Below are 14,687 nucleotides of genomic sequence, written 5' to 3'. Positions count from 1 at the left end.
CACGGATGGTGCTCGGGCAGGTACATGACGGGTGGTGCAGAGTGAAGCTATCTTCCGAACTCTCTGGCCAGCAATGACTTACGGAGATGACTTCCGAAAGAACCGCGCCGAGTTGAACCGCGCCTCGCCGGGCGCCGTGAGCCTGAACAGGGAACGGGAGGGTGACCGCCCGCCCGCCCCCCTCGTTCACCGTCGTCACCGCACCCGCAACGCGAGGAGACTCCGTGGCCACCGACGCACCGCCCCCTTCGAAAACAGAACACCGGCTCCCCTCCACAGAGGAGTTCGTCGCGGTGCAGGAGAGCGCCGAATTCGGTGAACTGCGCCGCTCCTACCGGTCCTTCGCCTTCCCGCTGACCGTCGCCTTCATCGCCTGGTACCTGCTGTACGTCCTGCTGTCGAACTACGCGGGCGACTTCATGGGCACCAAGCTGTTCGGCAACATCAACGTCGCCCTCGTCCTGGGCCTCGCCCAGTTCCTCACCACGTTCCTCATCGCCTGGTGGTACGCGCGGCACGCCGCCGCCAAGCTCGACCCGAAGGCCGACGCCATCAAGTCCCGGATGGAGGGCGGAGCATGAGCCCCGCGCAGCACACCCTGCTCGCCGCCGGCGAGGCGAGCGAGCACCGGACGCTGATCATCACCCTGTTCGCGGTCTTCGTCGCCGCGACCCTCGTCATCACCGTCTGGGCGGGCCGCCAGACCAAGGACGCCGCCGACTTCTACGCCGGCGGACGGCAGTTCACCGGCTTCCAGAACGGACTCGCCGTCTCCGGCGACTACATGTCCGCCGCGTCCTTCCTCGGCATCGCGGGCGCCATCGCCCTCTTCGGCTACGACGGCTTCCTCTACTCCATCGGCTTCCTGGTCGCCTGGCTGGTCGCCCTGCTCCTGGTCGCGGAGCCGCTGCGCAACTCCGGCCGCTACACGATGGGCGACGTACTGGCGTACCGCATGCGCCAGCGCCCCGTCCGTACGGCGGCCGGCACCTCCACGATCGTCGTGTCGATCTTCTATCTGCTGGCCCAGATGGCGGGCGCCGGCGTCCTGGTCTCGCTGCTGCTCGGCATCACCAGCGACGGCGGCAAGGTCGGCATCGTCGCCCTGGTCGGCGTCCTGATGATCGTGTACGTCACCATCGGCGGCATGAAGGGCACCACCTGGGTCCAGATGGTCAAGGCGGTGCTGCTGATCATCGGCGCCCTGCTGCTGACCTTCCTGGTGCTGCTGAAGTTCGACTTCAACATCTCCGACCTGCTGGGTTCGGCCGCCGACAACAGCGGTAAGGGCTCGGCCTTCCTGGAGCCGGGCCTGAAGTACGGCGCCACGTCCACGACCAAGCTGGACTTCATCTCGCTCGGCATCGCCCTGGTCCTCGGCACCGCGGGGCTGCCGCACATCCTGATCCGCTTCTACACCGTGCCCACCGCCAAGGCCGCGCGGAAGTCCGTGATCTGGGCGATCGGCCTGATCGGCGCCTTCTACCTGATGACTCTCGCTCTCGGCTTCGGCGCCGCCGCGCTGATCAAGCCGGATGAGATCATCGCCTCCAACAAGGCGGGCAACACCGCGGCCCCGCTGCTGGCCCTCCATCTCGGCGGGGTCGACTCCAACTGGGGCGCGATCCTGCTGGCCACCATCTCGGCGGTCGCCTTCGCCACGATCCTCGCGGTCGTCGCGGGCCTGACCCTGGCCTCGTCCTCCTCCTTCGCCCATGACATCTACGCCAACGTCATCAAGAAGGGCACCGCCACCGAGAAGCAGGAGATCGGTGCGGCCCGCTGGGCGACGGTGGGCATCGGCGCCGTCTCCATCGCGCTCGGCGCCCTCGCCCGCGACCTGAACGTCGCCGGCCTGGTCGCCCTCGCGTTCGCGGTCGCCGCCTCGGCCAACCTGCCGACCATCCTCTACAGCCTCTTCTGGAAGCGGTTCACCACCGCCGGCGCACTGTGGTCGATCTACGGCGGCCTGGTCACGGCGGTCGGTCTGGTGCTGTTCTCGCCGGTGGTCTCGGGCAAGCCCACGTCGATGTTCCCGGACGTCGACTTCCACTGGTTCCCGCTGGAGAACCCGGGCATCATCTCGATCCCGGTCGGCTTCCTGCTGGGCGTCGTCGGCACCCTGCTGTCCAAGGAGGAGCCCGACACCGGCAAGTACGCCGAGCTCGAGGTGCGGTCACTGACCGGCACCGGAGCGCACTGAGCGTTCCCCGTCCGCGGCCGCGTCGCAGGGATCGTAGGGTCCTACGACGCGGCCGCGTCCTACCTCGTGGGATCGGCAACTGTCGTTGTCCGTGACGTCACGTAGGCTCGCAGGTGACGGAACGAAGATGGAATCCGCGACGAGGGAGGGGGCCCACGTGCTCATCGACACCTACGGCCGGGTGGCCACCGACCTGAGAGTCTCGCTGACCGACCGGTGCAATCTGCGGTGCACCTACTGCATGCCCGAGGAGGGCCTGCAGTGGCTGGCCAAGCCCGACCTCCTCACGGACGACGAGATCGTCCGCCTGATAGACATCGCGGTCACCTCTCTGGGCATCGAGGAGGTTCGCTTCACCGGCGGTGAGCCCCTGCTGCGCCCCGGACTGGTCGGCATCGTCGAGCGGGTCGCGGCCCTGGCCCCCCGCCCCCAGATGTCCCTCACCACCAACGGCATCGGCCTCAAGCGCACGGCCGAGGCCCTGAAGGCCGCGGGCCTGGACCGGGTGAACGTCTCGCTGGACACCCTCCGCCCCGACGTCTTCAAGACCCTCACCCGCCGGGACCGCCACAAGGACGTCATCGCGGGCCTCGAAGCCGCCCGCGAGGCGGGCCTGACCCCGGTCAAGGTGAACTCGGTCCTGATGCCGGGCCTGAACGACGACGAGGCCCCGGACCTGCTGGCCTGGGCGGTGGAGCACGACTACGAACTGCGTTTCATCGAGCAGATGCCCCTGGACGCCCAGCACGGCTGGAAGCGCGAGGGCATGGTGACCGCGGATGACATCCTCGCCTCCCTGCGCACCCGCTTCGAGCTGACCGCCGAGGGTTCCGACGAGCGCGGCTCGGCCCCGGCCGAGCGCTGGATCGTCGACGGCGGACCGCAGCGCGTCGGCGTCATCGCCTCCGTCACCCGGCCGTTCTGCGCGGCCTGCGACCGCACCCGCCTCACGGCCGACGGCCAGATCCGCACCTGTCTGTTCGCCACCGAGGAGACGGACCTGCGCGCCGCACTGCGCAGCGACGCCCCGGACGAGGAGATCGCCCGTATCTGGCGGCTGGCGATGTGGGGCAAGAAGGCGGGCTCGGGGCTGGACGACCCGTCGTTCCTGCAGCCGGAGCGCCCGATGTCCGCGATCGGAGGGTGACCGGAAGGTCAGGCGCCCTCGGGCGCCTCCCACTCCGCGAACTTCACCACGTCCTTCAGGAAACCCCGCACCCCGAGGAACTGCGACAGGTGCTCGCGATGCTCCTCGCAGGCGAGCCACGTCTTGCGCCGCTCCGGCGTGTGGAGCTTCGGGTTGTTCCACGCCAGCACCCACACGGCGTCGGCACGGCAGCCCTTGGCGGAACAGACAGGTGTCTCGTCACTCACGGATTCATCTCACGGTTTGCGCAAACAAGGCGACGCCGAGCAGCCACGGGGGGAGCTGCCCGGCGTCGGTCTGTCGCTCCGACGGGGGATGCGGAGCGCGTACGAAGTATGTCACGGGTGACCGGTCGCCGGGAGCCGGAACAACAGGATTGATCTGAGCTTTTCTTGAGCTTGGCGCACAGGCTGCTCATGGCCTGCTCATGGTCTGCGCTCAGCCTGCTCGCCCGCGACGTCTTCCGGGACGGATTCCGCGTCGTCGCCCTCCGCCCGCGGCGGCTCGATCATCGGCGGCGTCGGCACGGTCACGAACGTCGTCGGGAGCGACGGCGCGTTCTCCCGCCCGGCGTTGGCGACGACCACCGCGATGTAGGGGAGAGCGGCGCCCAGGACCAGGGCCACGATCGCGACGTGCCGTTCCACGTTCCACAGGGTGGCCGCGAGGATCACCGACAGCGTACGGATCGTCATCGAGATGACGTACCGGCGCTGCCGGCCGCGGACGTCATCCTGGAGGCCCTGCCGGGCTCCGGTGATCCGGAACACCTGGACGTTGCCGCCGCCGCGCTGCTTCCGCATCACATTCCACCATCCACCCGTATCGGACTCCCCTGGCCCGCGCCCGGTCGGCACCCGGCCGGGAAACCGGGCCCCGAACAGCTTCAACGTTACGCCGCGGCTCCGCCGCCTTCGAGACCGGGGCACCTCCTGCCCGGGCGAACGACATGCGCCCTCGCACGTACTGCCGTACCCGACATGCGCCGTACGGCGAGCGGACGGACACTGACCGTACTGCTCGCGTCAAGCCGTACGAGGAGGCAGTCATGGGCTGGTTGTGGGCCATCATCGTGGGATTCGTGCTGGGTCTGATCGCCAAGGCGATCATCCCGGGCAAGCAGCACAGCCCCCTCTGGCTGACCACCATCTTCGGCATCCTCGGCGCCATCGTCGGCAATGCCGTGGCCCGCGGCCTCGGGGTGGCCGAGACCCGGGGCATCGACTGGAGCCGGCACGTGTTCCAGCTCGTGGCCGCGATCATCATCGTGTTCCTCGGTGACATGGCGTACATGGCCCTGTGGGGGCACAAGAAGCACCGAGTCTGAGGCCACGCACGGCGAAGGGGTGGCTCCCCGTCCGGGAAGCCACCCCTTCGTCCTGTCCGTGTCGGCTCAGCCGGCCTTGACCTCGACCGCCGCCAGGTTCTTCTTGCCCCGGCGCAGCACCAGCCAGCGGCCGTGGATGAGGTCCTCCTGGGCGGGGACCGCGTCCTCGGTGGTGACCTTCGCGTTGTTCACGTAGGCACCGCCCTCCTTGACCGTGCGGCGTGCCGCCGACTTGCTCGCCACCAGGCCGACCTCGGCGAAGAGGTCCACGACGAGACCCAGCTCGGCGACCTGGATGTGCGGCACCTCAAAGAGCGCCGCGGCCAGCGTCTTCTCGTCGAGGTCCGCCAGCTCGCCCTGGCCGAAGAGCGCCCTGGAAGCGGCGATCACGGCGGCCGTCTGGTCGGCGCCGTGCACCAGCGTCGTCAGCTCCTCGGCCAGCGCACGCTGCGCGGCGCGGGCCTGCGGACGCTCCTCGGTCTGCCTCTCCAGCTCCTCGAGTTCCTCGCGGGACTTGAAGGACAGGATCCGCATGTACGTCGAGATGTCCCGATCGTCCACGTTCAGCCAGAACTGGTAGAACGCGTACGGCGTCGTCATCTCGGGGTCGAGCCAGACGGCGCCGCCCTCGGTCTTGCCGAACTTGGTGCCGTCCGCCTTGACCATCAGGGGCGTCGCCAGCGCGTGCACGTTCGCGTGCGGCTCCAGCTTGTGGATCAGATCCAGACCCGCCGTGAGGTTGCCCCACTGGTCGCTGCCGCCCTGCTGGAGGGTGCAGCCGTACCGCCGGTACAGCTCCAGGAAGTCCATGCCCTGGAGCAGCTGGTAGCTGAACTCCGTGTAGCTGATGCCCTCTTCGGACTCCAGACGCCGGGCCACCGAGTCCTTGGTCAACATCTTGTTGACGCGGAAGTGCTTGCCGATGTCCCGCAGGAACTCGATGGCCGACAGGCCGGCCGTCCAGTCGAGGTTGTTCACCATGACCGCGGCGTTCTCACCCTCGAAGGACAGGAACGGCTCGATCTGCGAGCGCAGCCGGGTCACCCAGTTCGCGACCGTCTCCGGGTCGTTCAGCGTGCGCTCGGCCGTCGGGCGTGGATCGCCGATCTGGCCCGTCGCGCCGCCGACCAGGGCGAGCGGGCGCAGGCCCGCCTGCTGAAGCCGGCGCATGGTGAGCACCTGCACCAGGTGTCCGACGTGCAGGCTGGCCGCGGTCGGGTCGAAGCCGCAATAGAACGTGACGGGACCGTCCGCGAGCGCCTTGCGCAAAGCCTCTTCGTCGGTGGAGAGGGCGAACAGGCCCCGCCACTTCAGCTCGTCGACGATGTCCGTCACGGTTCTCGTATCTCCTTGGATGATCTTGCGTGGTCGAACGACCACCGGCTACGAGGTTATACGCCCTGGCTGACAGAGCTCATATTGAAGTCGGGCACCCGCAGCGCGGGCATCGCAGCCCTAGTGAACCAGTCGCCCCACTCCCGCGGCAGCGTCTTTTCCGTGCGCCCGGCCTCGGTCGCCCGCCCCAGCAGGTCGACCGGCGACTCGTTGAACCGGAAGTTGTTCACCTCGCCGCTCACCTCGCCGTTCTCCACGAGGTAGACGCCGTCCCGGGTCAGGCCGGTGAGCAGGAGCGTCGCCGGGTCCACCTCGCGGATGTACCACAGGCAGGTCAGCAGCAGCCCGCGCTCGGTGCCCGCGACCATCTCCTCCAGGGAGCGGTCCTCGCCGCCGTCCAGGATCAGGTTGTCGATCGCGGGTGCCACCGGCAGCCCGGTCAGACCGGCGCTGTGGCGCGTGGTCGTGAGGTGCTTCAGCTCACCCCCGCCCACCCACTCGGTCGCCCGGATCGGCAGTCCGTTGTCGAACACCGACTGGTCACCCCCGGAGGAGTGCGCGATCACGAACGGCGCCGACTCCAGGCCCGGCTCGTTCGGGTCGCTGCGCAGGGTCAGCGGCAGGTCGGTCAGCTTCTCCCCGAGGCGCGTGCCACCGCCGGGCTTGGAGAACACCGTCCGTCCCTCGGTCGCGTCCCGGCCCGACGCCGACCACATCTGGTAGATCAGCAGGTCGGCGACGGCGGTCGGCGGCAGCAGCGTCTCGTAGCGGCCCGCGGGCAGCTCCACCCGCCGCTCCGCCCAGCCCAGGCGTACGGCCAGCTCCGCGTCCAGCGCCGCCGGGTCGACGTCCTTGAAGTCCCGCGTCGACCGCCCGGCCCAGGCCGAGCGCGTACGGTCCGGTGACTTGGCGTTGAGCTCCAGCGTCCCGTTGGGCTGGTCGTGCCGCAGCCGCAGCCCCGTGGACGTACCGAGGTAGGTCGTCACGAGCTCGTGGTTGGCGAAGCCGTACAGCTCGCGCCCACCCGCACGCGCGCGTGCGAACGACTCCCCGAGCGCCGGCGCGAAGTCGGCGAACACCGCGGAGGAGGTCTCCAGGGGCGCCTCCGCGAAGTCGGGGGACTCCGGCACGCCCGTGACCAGCGGCTGCGCGTCCTCGGCGGGCCCCGCGCCCCGCGCGGCGGCCTCGGCGGCCCGCACCAGGGGCTCCAGCTCCTGCGCGGTCACGGCGGACCGCGACACGACACCGGAGGCGGTGCCCTCCTTGCCGTCGACGGTCGCGATCACGGTGAGCGTGCGCCCGCGCGTGACGCCGTTCGTGGTGAGCGCGTTGCCCGCCCAGCGCAGATTGGCGGTGGAGTACTCGTCGGCGATGACGACGCACGCGTCCGCCCGGGACAGCGCGAGGGCCCGCTCGACGACCTCGTGCGGCTTGCTCGTACGGGCGCTCATCGACCGGCCTCCTGAGTCGTGTTGAGACTGTGCTTTCCCGGGGGGTAACCCCCGGACCCCCAGCCGATTCCGATGCTGGCGCTCATCGACCGGCCTCCTGAGTCGTGTTGAGGATGTTGACGCCCTTGAAGAGGGCGGAGGGGCAGCCGTGGGAGACGGCCGCGACCTGGCCCGGCTGGGCCTTGCCGCAGTTGAAGGCGCCGCCGAGGACATACGTCTGGGGGCCGCCGACGGCCGCCATGGACCCCCAGAAGTCGGTGGTCGTGGCCTGGTAGGCGACGTCCCGCAGCTGGCCGGTGATCCGCCCGTTCTCGATCCTGAAGAAGCGCTGCCCGGTGAACTGGAAGTTGTACCTCTGCATGTCGATGGACCAGGATCGGTCCCCGACGACGTAGATGCCCCGGTCGACACCCCCGATGAGGTCCTCCGTGGACATTCCCGCCGGATCGGGTTGCAGCGACACGTTGGCCATGCGCTGCACGGGCACGTGCCCCGGGGAGTCGGCGAACGCGCACCCGTTGGACCGGTCGAACCCGGTCAGCCGCGCGATGCGCCGGTCCAGCTGGTAGCCGACCAGCGTGCCGTCCTTCACCAGGTCCCAGGACTGCGCCTCGACGCCCTCGTCGTCGTACCCGACGGTCGCCAGACCGTGCTCGGCGGTGCGGTCGCCGGTGACGTTCATCTGCTGCGAGCCGTACCTCAGCTTGCCGAGCTGGTCGAAGGTGGCGAAGGAGGTGCCGGCGTAGGCGGCCTCGTAGCCGAGCGCGCGGTCCAGTTCCGTGGCGTGCCCGATGGACTCGTGGATGGTCAGCCACAGGTTGGACGGGTCGACGACCAGGTCGTACACGCCCGACTCGACGCTCGGCGCCCGCATCTTCTCCGCGAGCAGCTCCGGCAGCTGGGTGAGCTCCGACTCCCAGTCCCACCCGGTGCCCGTCAGATACTCCCAGCCGCGCCCCACGGGCGGTGCGATGGTCCGCATCGAGTCGAACTCGCCGCTCGACTCGTCCACCGACACGGCGGTCAGCTGCGGATGCAGCCGCACCCGCTGCTGTGTGGTGACGGTCCCGGCGGTATCCGCATAGAACTTGTTCTCGTGCACCGTGAGCAGCGAGGCGTCGACGTGGTTGACCCCGTCGGCCGCCAGCAGCCGCGCGCTCCACTCCGCCAGCAGCGCCGCCTTCTCCGTGTCCGGCACGGCGAACGGATCGATCTCGTACGACGAGATCCACGTCTTCTCGGCGTGCACGGGCTCGTCGGCGAGCTCCACTCGCTCGTCCGACCCGGCCGCGCTGATCACCTGGGCGGAGAGCTTGGCCATCGCCACCGCCTGCGAGGCGACCTTGGCGGCGGCGTCCATCGTCAGATCCACGCCCGACGCGAACCCCCACGTACCGCCGTGCACGACCCGTACCGCGTACCCGAGGTCCGTGGTGTCCGACGAGCCGGCCGGCTTGGCGTCCCGCAGCCGCCACGAGGCGCTGCGCACCCGCTCGAACCGGAAGTCGGCGTGCTCGGCGCCGAGGGCACGCGCGCGTGCCAGTGCGGCGTCGGCCAAGGCCCTGAGGGGTAGCGCCAGGAACGACTGATCGATTTCATGGGGCACGGGTGGGATTCCCTTCGCTCTGACCACCGGGTCTGTCCTGCTCGAACCATCGAATCGCCAGACCGAAGTCAAACACGCCTCGCGGACGGAACGCGGGACGGAGGGGTGAATCCCGCCCTGATCGCCCGGCTGCGTCAACTCCCGCCGCACTACGGTGGATCCATGTCCAGCAAGCACCGCACCGGCGCCGGCAACGGAAAGAACCGCCCCAGCGCATCCCTGCCCACGATCGACGACGCCACGGTGGCGCGGGAATGCGAGAGTGTGGCGGCGGAGTGCCCCGAGGACCGCGAGGAACTCCTTCTGGAGGCCGCCGACGCGTGGAACGAGGCGGGCGAGCACGACCGGGCGATCACGCTGTACGAACGGCTGCTGGACCCGGGAAGCGGCGGTCTTGCCGAACCCGACCTGGTGGACGCGTACCGGATCGACACGCTGTGGGACGCCGGGCGCGACGAGGAGGCACGTGCGGCGGCGGGTGCGTTCCGCAGGCGCCACCCCAGGCACGCGGGCGCCTGGAACTTCGTCGCGGAGAGCTTCGAGTCGCGGAACGAGACGGCCACGGCCGCCGAGTGGTTCACGGCCGGCGTCACGCACGCCCTCGGTGCGGGGACCCCGGTGACCGCGGACACGGTGGAAAGGGATCCGCACCACTTCGACGTGGAGATGCTTGTCATCGGCCGGCACCGGGTGCGGCGGCTGCTCGGCGAGCCGCACGACGACTGGGACCAGGTGGCCGACGTACTGCACGAACGGCGCGCGGCCCCCTTCCTCGGCCATGTACGTCCGCTGGACGAGATGCACGACCCTCTGCTGCTCAAGCGGACGGCGGAGGGCGCCCCGGAGCTGCTGGAAGCCGAGATCGCGGCATTGACGGACGGATTGACGGGCGGGCGCCGCCAGACACGTGGCCTGCGCAGTACCTGCGTCCTGTACTGGCCTCCGGAGGAGTTCGCCCGGTTGCGGGGACACTGGCCGAAGGCCGCGGAAGCGTACGGCAGCGAGCACGGCGAGCATCGGCGGCGGGTCGAGGACACGCTCCGGGAGCTCTCCGGGGAGGGAGCCACGCACCTCGCGGTCGGCCGTGCCTCGGTGCGCGGCCTGGAGACGTACGCGGCGGGAGACGGCGGATCGCCCGATGTGCCGGCCACCCGGTCCGCGTACGCCGCCGAACTCGCCCGTACGGGGCAGGTGACGGACTGGCCCCCGCTTCGCAACGGCCCCTGCTGGTGCGGATCGGCGCGCAAGTACAAGAAGTGCTGCGGGAACCCCGCCCTCCAGTGAACCGAGGGAGCCGGCCTGCCCCCATGGGTGATCGCACGGCGGACCGACTCCGGTACGACGAGTGTGGCGACTGTAGGGATCCAACAGACGGCAGGGTGCGCCACTGTCGGTGCCCGAATGTCCCCCGACGCGGCCGGACCGATAGGTTTTCGAGGGAAGCCGCCGGTCATCCAGGTGTTCGGGCGGGTGTGTCAGACCCCTATGGAAAGGGTGATCCGTTGAGCCGCTCGGTTCTCGTCACCGGAGGCAACCGGGGCATCGGCCTCGCCATCGCCCGCGCATTCGCCGATGCCGGCGACAAGGTCGCCATCACGTACCGTTCGGGTGAGCCGCCGGCCGCCCTGACGGAATTGGGCTGCCTGGCCGTCAAGTGCGACATCACCGACACCGAGCAGGTGGAGCAGGCCTACAAGGAGATCGAGGCCGAGCACGGCCCGGTCGAGGTCCTGGTCGCCAACGCCGGCATCACCAAGGACCAGCTCCTGATGCGCATGTCCGAGGACGACTTCACCTCGGTCATCGACACCAACCTCACCGGCACCTTCCGCGTCGTCAAGCGCGCCAACCGCGGCATGCTGCGCGCCAAGAAGGGCCGCGTCGTGCTGATCTCGTCGGTCGTCGGGCTGTACGGCGGCCCCGGCCAGGCGAACTACGCCGCCTCGAAGGCGGCCCTCGTCGGCTTCGCGCGCTCCCTCGCCCGTGAGCTGGGCTCGCGCAACCTCACCTTCAACGTCGTCGCGCCCGGTTTCGTCGACACCGACATGACCAAGGCGCTCACTGACGAGCAGCGCGCGAACATCGTGGCGCAGGTCCCGCTCGGCCGGTACGCGCAGCCGGAGGAGGTCGCCGCGACGGTGCGGTTCCTCGCCTCGGACGACGCCTCGTACATCACTGGAGCCGTCATCCCTGTTGACGGCGGACTGGGAATGGGTCACTGATCACCATGAGCGGAATTCTCGAGGGCAAGCGCATCCTGATCACCGGTGTGCTGACGGAGTCCTCCATCGCCTTCCACGCCGCCAAACTGGCCCAGGAGCAGGGCGCCGAGATCATCCTGACCGCGTTCCCGCGGCCCACGCTGACCGAGCGCATCGCCAAGAAGCTCCCGAAGCCCACCAAGGTCATCGAGCTCGACGTCACCAACGACGAGCACCTCGCGCGCCTGGCCGACGTCGTCGGCGAGGAGCTCGGCGGCCTCGACGGCGTCGTCCACTCCATCGGCTTCGCGCCGCAGGACGCGCTCGGCGGCAACTTCCTCAACACGCCGTTCGAGTCGGTCGCCACCGCCATGCACGTCTCGGCGTTCTCCCTGAAGTCGCTGACCATGGCCTGCCTGCCGCTGATGCAGAACGGCGGCTCGGTCGTCGGCCTCACCTTCGACGCGCAGTACGCGTGGCCGCAGTACGACTGGATGGGCCCCGCCAAGGCCGCCCTGGAGGCCACCAGCCGCTACCTCGCCCGAGACCTGGGCAAGCAGAACATCCGCTGCAACCTCATCTCGGCGGGCCCGCTCGGCTCGATGGCCGCCAAGTCCATCCCGGGCTTCAGCGACCTGGCCTCCGTCTGGGACAGCCGCTCCCCGCTGGAGTGGGACCTCAAGGACCCGGAGCCGGCCGGCAAGGGCATCGTGGCGCTGCTGAGCGACTGGTTCCCGAAGACCACGGGCGAGATCGTCCACGTGGACGGCGGTCTGCACGCCATCGGTGCGTGATCTCCCGTACGTCGTCTCCTATGACGTCCCGTACGTCGTCGGCGCCCCGTTTCCCGCAGCGCGCGGGGAGCGGGGCGTCACCCGTTCGGCGCATCCGGCCGGGCGGGTGAGGGCGACGATTGCGCACTCTGGAGTAACGCGTTCACCACGCGAGACCCTCCCGAGCACGGCCCAGGAGGTCCCCTTGTGCGCTTGTCCCGCAGCCTGGCCTCAGTGACCGTTGCCGTCGCTCTTGTGCTGTCCCTGCCGTACGAGGCGATGCCCCACGCGCGTGTGAAGACCGGGCGACCGGCCCCGAGGGAGCCGTTCGGCGCCGAGTGCCGTACGACCGTCCGCGGCTCCCACGTCGTCGCCTACTGCCACAACCCCTATGCCGACACCGATCGTGTCAGCCTGCACGTCGAGTGCGACCGCTGGTGGGACCTCGACACCGACGGCGCCCCCGTCGACACCGGCCCCGCGATGACCGTACGGCTCACCGGTCGCTGCTGGAAGGAAGTGCGCTCGGTGTGGATCAGCCACCAGAAGCGGTGAACCGTCCCGGACGGCAGAGGAACGGATAGCTCGCCGCCTCCGCCGTGGCGGAGTCGGCGTCGCCGGCGCGGATCGCGTCGACCAGGCGAGTGTGATCCATGTGCGTCTCCGGCGTCAGCTCCTCGCCGACGTCGTCACGCAGCCAGTCCCGCAGCACCTCGCCCAGGTCCGCGTACATCGCGGTCATGACGTCGTTGTGGGAGGCGGACACCACGGCCAGGTGGAAGGTGGCGTCGGCAGCCACGAACGCCTCCGTGTCACCCGACGCCCAGGCCTCCTCGCGCCGCAGCAGCAGTGTGTCGAGCTGCTTCAGGTCCTTCTCGGTGCGCCGCTCGGCCGCCAGCCTCGCCGCCGCCGACTCCAGTGCGGAGCGCAGCTCGGCGACGTGCCGCGGGTCGGCGCCGGAGAAACGGCGGTGCATCACGCCCGCCAGCTCGCTCGTCGCCACGACGTACGTGCCGGAGCCCTGGCGGATGTCCAGCAGACCGTTGTGCGCCAGCGCCCGGACGGCCTCGCGGACCGTGTTGCGGGCGACCCCGAGCTGCTCGACCAGTTCGGGCTCGGTCGGGATGCGGGAGCCGACCGGCCACTCGCCCGAGGTGATCTGGTTGCGCAGCTCGGCGATGACCTGCTCGGACAGCGCCGAGCGACGGGGATGGCTCAGGGGCATGGCACACCTTCGCACGCGGGGGGCGGGAGCGGGCCACCCGGGGATGGACAACCAATCATCCCATGATCCTATGATGACCCTCATGGTGAGCGAGAAAAGCCGGACGCCGACGTCCACGACCGTACGCAGTCCGGCCCCGGCCGTCGGCGAGTCCCCGGTGTCGATGTCCGACGTGCCGGGCGTGCCCGACGGCACGCGCGCGTGGGCGACGCGGCTGGTCGTCGTCGGCATCGTGCTGTCCGCCCTGAACCTCCGCCCCGCCATCACCAGCCTCGGCGCCCTCCTCGAAGAGGTGCGCGACGGGCTCGGCATGAGCGGCAGCCTGGCCGGGGTGCTCACCTCGGTGCCGCCGCTCTGCTTCGCCGTCTTCGGCGCCATGGCGCCCCGGCTCGCCCGCCGCTTCGGACCGGGCGCGGTCGTCTGCGCGGGCATGGCCGCCATCACCGCCGGTCTGCTCATCCGGCCGTACGCGGGGAGCACGGCCGGCTTCCTCACGGCCAGCGCGCTCGCCCTCATGGGCATCGCGGTCAGCAACGTCCTGATGCCGGTCATCGTCAAGCGCTGGTTCCCGGACCGGGTCGGCCCCATGACCGGCCTGTACTCGATGGCCCTCGCCCTCGGCACCTCCGCCGCGGCCGCGGTGACCGTGCCCATGACCGAGATGCTGGGCGGCAGTTGGCAGACCGGGCTCGCGGTCTGGGCGGGCCTGGCGGCGGCGGCCGTACTGCCGTGGATCCCGCTGGTGCGGGACCGGGGCCCGGCGGCCACGCAGGAGCCCGCGCGCGGGGAGGCGCAGCAGGCCGCGCTGCGTATCACCCGCAGCCGGACCGCCTGGGCACTCGCTGTCTTCTTCGGGCTCCAGGCCACCGCCGCCTACATCACGATGGGCTGGATGGCGCAGATCTTCCGGGACGCCGGGGTGCCCGCGGGCACGGCCGGGCTGCTCCTGGCCGTCACGATGGTGATGGGTGTGCCCCTCGCCTTCGTCATCCCGCGCCTGGCCACCCGGCTGCCCCACCAGGGCCCGATCGTGCTCGCGCTCGGCGCCTGCGGCCTCGCCGGATACGCCGGCCTGTACTTCGCGCCGGCCGGCGGTGCCTGGGCCTGGGCCGTGCTGCTCGGCGTCTCCAACTGCGCCTTCCCCCTGGCACTCACGATGGTCGGGATGCGGGCCAGGACCGGCGCGGGCGTGGTCCAGCTGTCGGCCTTCGCGCAGAGCACCGGCTACCTGATCTCGATCCCCGGCCCGCTGCTGGTCGGCGTGCTCTACCAGCACAGCGGCGGCTGGGGGCTGCCGATCGCGCTCATGGCCGCGCTGATGGTTCCGCAGATGGTCGTGGGCCTGATGGCGGGGCGCGACCGCACGGTGGAGGACGAGGCGGCCCGCTGACCTCACCCCGGCGGGCCCGGTGCGGGCGA

15 protein-coding genes are annotated in these 14,687 nt (G+C 70.2%); 9 read left to right on the top strand and 6 right to left on the bottom strand.

The annotated features are described in order from the left end of the window. The first annotated feature begins 224 nt into the window (after positions 1 to 224). The 3 genes from ACFY16_RS03750 to moaA all read left to right on the top strand — a co-directional run bounded on the left by ACFY16_RS03750 (position 225) and on the right by moaA (position 3,350). The gene (locus ACFY16_RS03750; protein WP_390645432.1) at positions 225 to 581 is read left to right on the top strand and encodes a DUF485 domain-containing protein; all 357 of its coding nucleotides are present in this window, start codon (positions 225 to 227) and stop codon (positions 579 to 581) included. Then, entirely contained in the window at positions 578 to 2,203 is a 1,626-nt protein-coding gene (locus ACFY16_RS03745; protein ID WP_390645431.1) for a cation acetate symporter, read from the top strand. The genes ACFY16_RS03750 and ACFY16_RS03745 overlap by 4 nt, the downstream gene beginning before the upstream one ends. Before the next feature lie 157 nt (positions 2,204 to 2,360). Then, positions 2,361 to 3,350 (top strand): GTP 3',8-cyclase MoaA, encoded by a 990-nt coding sequence (gene moaA / locus ACFY16_RS03740; protein WP_390645430.1) that lies wholly within the window; start codon positions 2,361 to 2,363, stop codon positions 3,348 to 3,350. A gap of 8 nt (positions 3,351 to 3,358) precedes the next feature. Here the strand turns inward: moaA and ACFY16_RS03735 are convergent, their stop codons facing one another. Continuing rightward, positions 3,359 to 3,577: a hypothetical protein gene (locus ACFY16_RS03735; RefSeq protein WP_351146868.1), complete on the bottom strand. Its 219-nt coding sequence runs from the start codon at positions 3,575 to 3,577 to the stop codon at positions 3,359 to 3,361. Between the two features lie 198 nt (positions 3,578 to 3,775). Further along, positions 3,776 to 4,153 carry a DUF3099 domain-containing protein gene (locus ACFY16_RS03730; RefSeq protein ID WP_390645429.1) on the bottom strand — a complete coding sequence of 126 codons (378 nt, stop codon included), beginning with the start codon at positions 4,151 to 4,153 and terminating at the stop codon, positions 3,776 to 3,778. A gap of 245 nt (positions 4,154 to 4,398) precedes the next feature. Here ACFY16_RS03730 and ACFY16_RS03725 point away from each other — a divergent pair, with 245 nt between their 5' ends. Continuing rightward, positions 4,399 to 4,677 carry a GlsB/YeaQ/YmgE family stress response membrane protein gene (locus tag ACFY16_RS03725; RefSeq protein ID WP_390645428.1) on the top strand — a complete coding sequence of 93 codons (279 nt, stop codon included), beginning with the start codon at positions 4,399 to 4,401 and terminating at the stop codon, positions 4,675 to 4,677. 66 nt (positions 4,678 to 4,743) lie between these two features. Here the strand turns inward: ACFY16_RS03725 and tyrS are convergent, their stop codons facing one another. The 3 genes from tyrS to ACFY16_RS03710 all read right to left on the bottom strand — a co-directional run bounded on the left by tyrS (position 4,744) and on the right by ACFY16_RS03710 (position 9,069). Continuing rightward, positions 4,744 to 6,012, bottom strand: coding sequence for a tyrosine--tRNA ligase (gene tyrS / locus ACFY16_RS03720; RefSeq protein WP_390645427.1), 1,269 nt, complete (start codon positions 6,010 to 6,012; stop codon positions 4,744 to 4,746). Between the two features lie 56 nt (positions 6,013 to 6,068). Then, positions 6,069 to 7,463 carry a metallopeptidase TldD-related protein gene (locus ACFY16_RS03715; protein ID WP_390645426.1) on the bottom strand — a complete coding sequence of 465 codons (1,395 nt, stop codon included), beginning with the start codon at positions 7,461 to 7,463 and terminating at the stop codon, positions 6,069 to 6,071. Between the two features lie 82 nt (positions 7,464 to 7,545). Further along, complete coding sequence (locus ACFY16_RS03710) at positions 7,546 to 9,069, bottom strand: TldD/PmbA family protein (RefSeq protein WP_390645425.1); 1,524 nt, start codon at positions 9,067 to 9,069, stop codon at positions 7,546 to 7,548. A gap of 162 nt (positions 9,070 to 9,231) precedes the next feature. Between ACFY16_RS03710 and ACFY16_RS03705 the strand changes: the two genes are divergently transcribed. The 4 genes from ACFY16_RS03705 (at position 9,232) to ACFY16_RS03690 (ending at position 12,598) form a co-directional block, all read left to right on the top strand. Continuing rightward, entirely contained in the window at positions 9,232 to 10,353 is a 1,122-nt protein-coding gene (locus ACFY16_RS03705; protein ID WP_390645424.1) for an SEC-C domain-containing protein, read from the top strand. A gap of 218 nt (positions 10,354 to 10,571) precedes the next feature. After that, entirely contained in the window at positions 10,572 to 11,291 is a 720-nt protein-coding gene (fabG, locus tag ACFY16_RS03700) for a 3-oxoacyl-[acyl-carrier-protein] reductase (RefSeq protein WP_390645423.1), read from the top strand. A gap of 5 nt (positions 11,292 to 11,296) precedes the next feature. Continuing rightward, positions 11,297 to 12,064 carry an enoyl-ACP reductase FabI gene (fabI, locus tag ACFY16_RS03695; protein ID WP_390645422.1) on the top strand — a complete coding sequence of 256 codons (768 nt, stop codon included), beginning with the start codon at positions 11,297 to 11,299 and terminating at the stop codon, positions 12,062 to 12,064. 186 nt (positions 12,065 to 12,250) lie between these two features. Beyond that, positions 12,251 to 12,598 (top strand): hypothetical protein, encoded by a 348-nt coding sequence (locus ACFY16_RS03690; RefSeq protein ID WP_390645421.1) that lies wholly within the window; start codon positions 12,251 to 12,253, stop codon positions 12,596 to 12,598. Here the strand turns inward: ACFY16_RS03690 and ACFY16_RS03685 are convergent. Next, a complete protein-coding gene (locus ACFY16_RS03685) occupies positions 12,579 to 13,268 on the bottom strand; it encodes a FadR/GntR family transcriptional regulator (protein WP_390645420.1) in 690 nt (229 codons plus the stop codon). The genes ACFY16_RS03690 and ACFY16_RS03685 overlap by 20 nt on opposite strands. A gap of 70 nt (positions 13,269 to 13,338) precedes the next feature. On the opposite strand from ACFY16_RS03685, the gene ACFY16_RS03680 reads away from it, so the two are divergent. Beyond that, the gene (locus tag ACFY16_RS03680; protein ID WP_390645419.1) at positions 13,339 to 14,658 is read left to right on the top strand and encodes a CynX/NimT family MFS transporter; all 1,320 of its coding nucleotides are present in this window, start codon (positions 13,339 to 13,341) and stop codon (positions 14,656 to 14,658) included. The last annotated feature ends 29 nt before the right edge of the window (positions 14,659 to 14,687 follow it).

This window comes from Streptomyces sp. NPDC001315, from assembly GCF_042896175.1.
Classification (GTDB): Bacteria; Actinomycetota; Actinomycetes; order Streptomycetales; family Streptomycetaceae; genus Streptomyces.
Note: the sequence above shows the minus strand (reverse complement) of the source record. Positions and strands in the feature narration are given on the sequence as shown.

Bases quoted from the DNA above. Each gene is read 5' to 3' on its own strand.
- ACFY16_RS03705 (WP_390645424.1), top strand. From the start codon at position 9,232: ATGTCCAGCAAGCACCGCACCGGCGCCGGCAACGGAAAGAACCGCCCC.
- ACFY16_RS03715 (WP_390645426.1), bottom strand. From the start codon at position 7,463: ATGAGCGCCCGTACGAGCAAGCCGCACGAGGTCGTCGAGCGGGCCCTC.
- ACFY16_RS03730 (WP_390645429.1), bottom strand. From the start codon at position 4,153: ATGCGGAAGCAGCGCGGCGGCGGCAACGTCCAGGTGTTCCGGATCACC.
- ACFY16_RS03680 (WP_390645419.1), top strand. From the start codon at position 13,339: ATGATGACCCTCATGGTGAGCGAGAAAAGCCGGACGCCGACGTCCACG.
- ACFY16_RS03745 (WP_390645431.1), top strand. From the start codon at position 578: ATGAGCCCCGCGCAGCACACCCTGCTCGCCGCCGGCGAGGCGAGCGAG.
- ACFY16_RS03685 (WP_390645420.1), bottom strand. From the start codon at position 13,268: ATGCCCCTGAGCCATCCCCGTCGCTCGGCGCTGTCCGAGCAGGTCATC.
- ACFY16_RS03725 (WP_390645428.1), top strand. From the start codon at position 4,399: ATGGGCTGGTTGTGGGCCATCATCGTGGGATTCGTGCTGGGTCTGATC.
- fabI (WP_390645422.1), top strand. From the start codon at position 11,297: ATGAGCGGAATTCTCGAGGGCAAGCGCATCCTGATCACCGGTGTGCTG.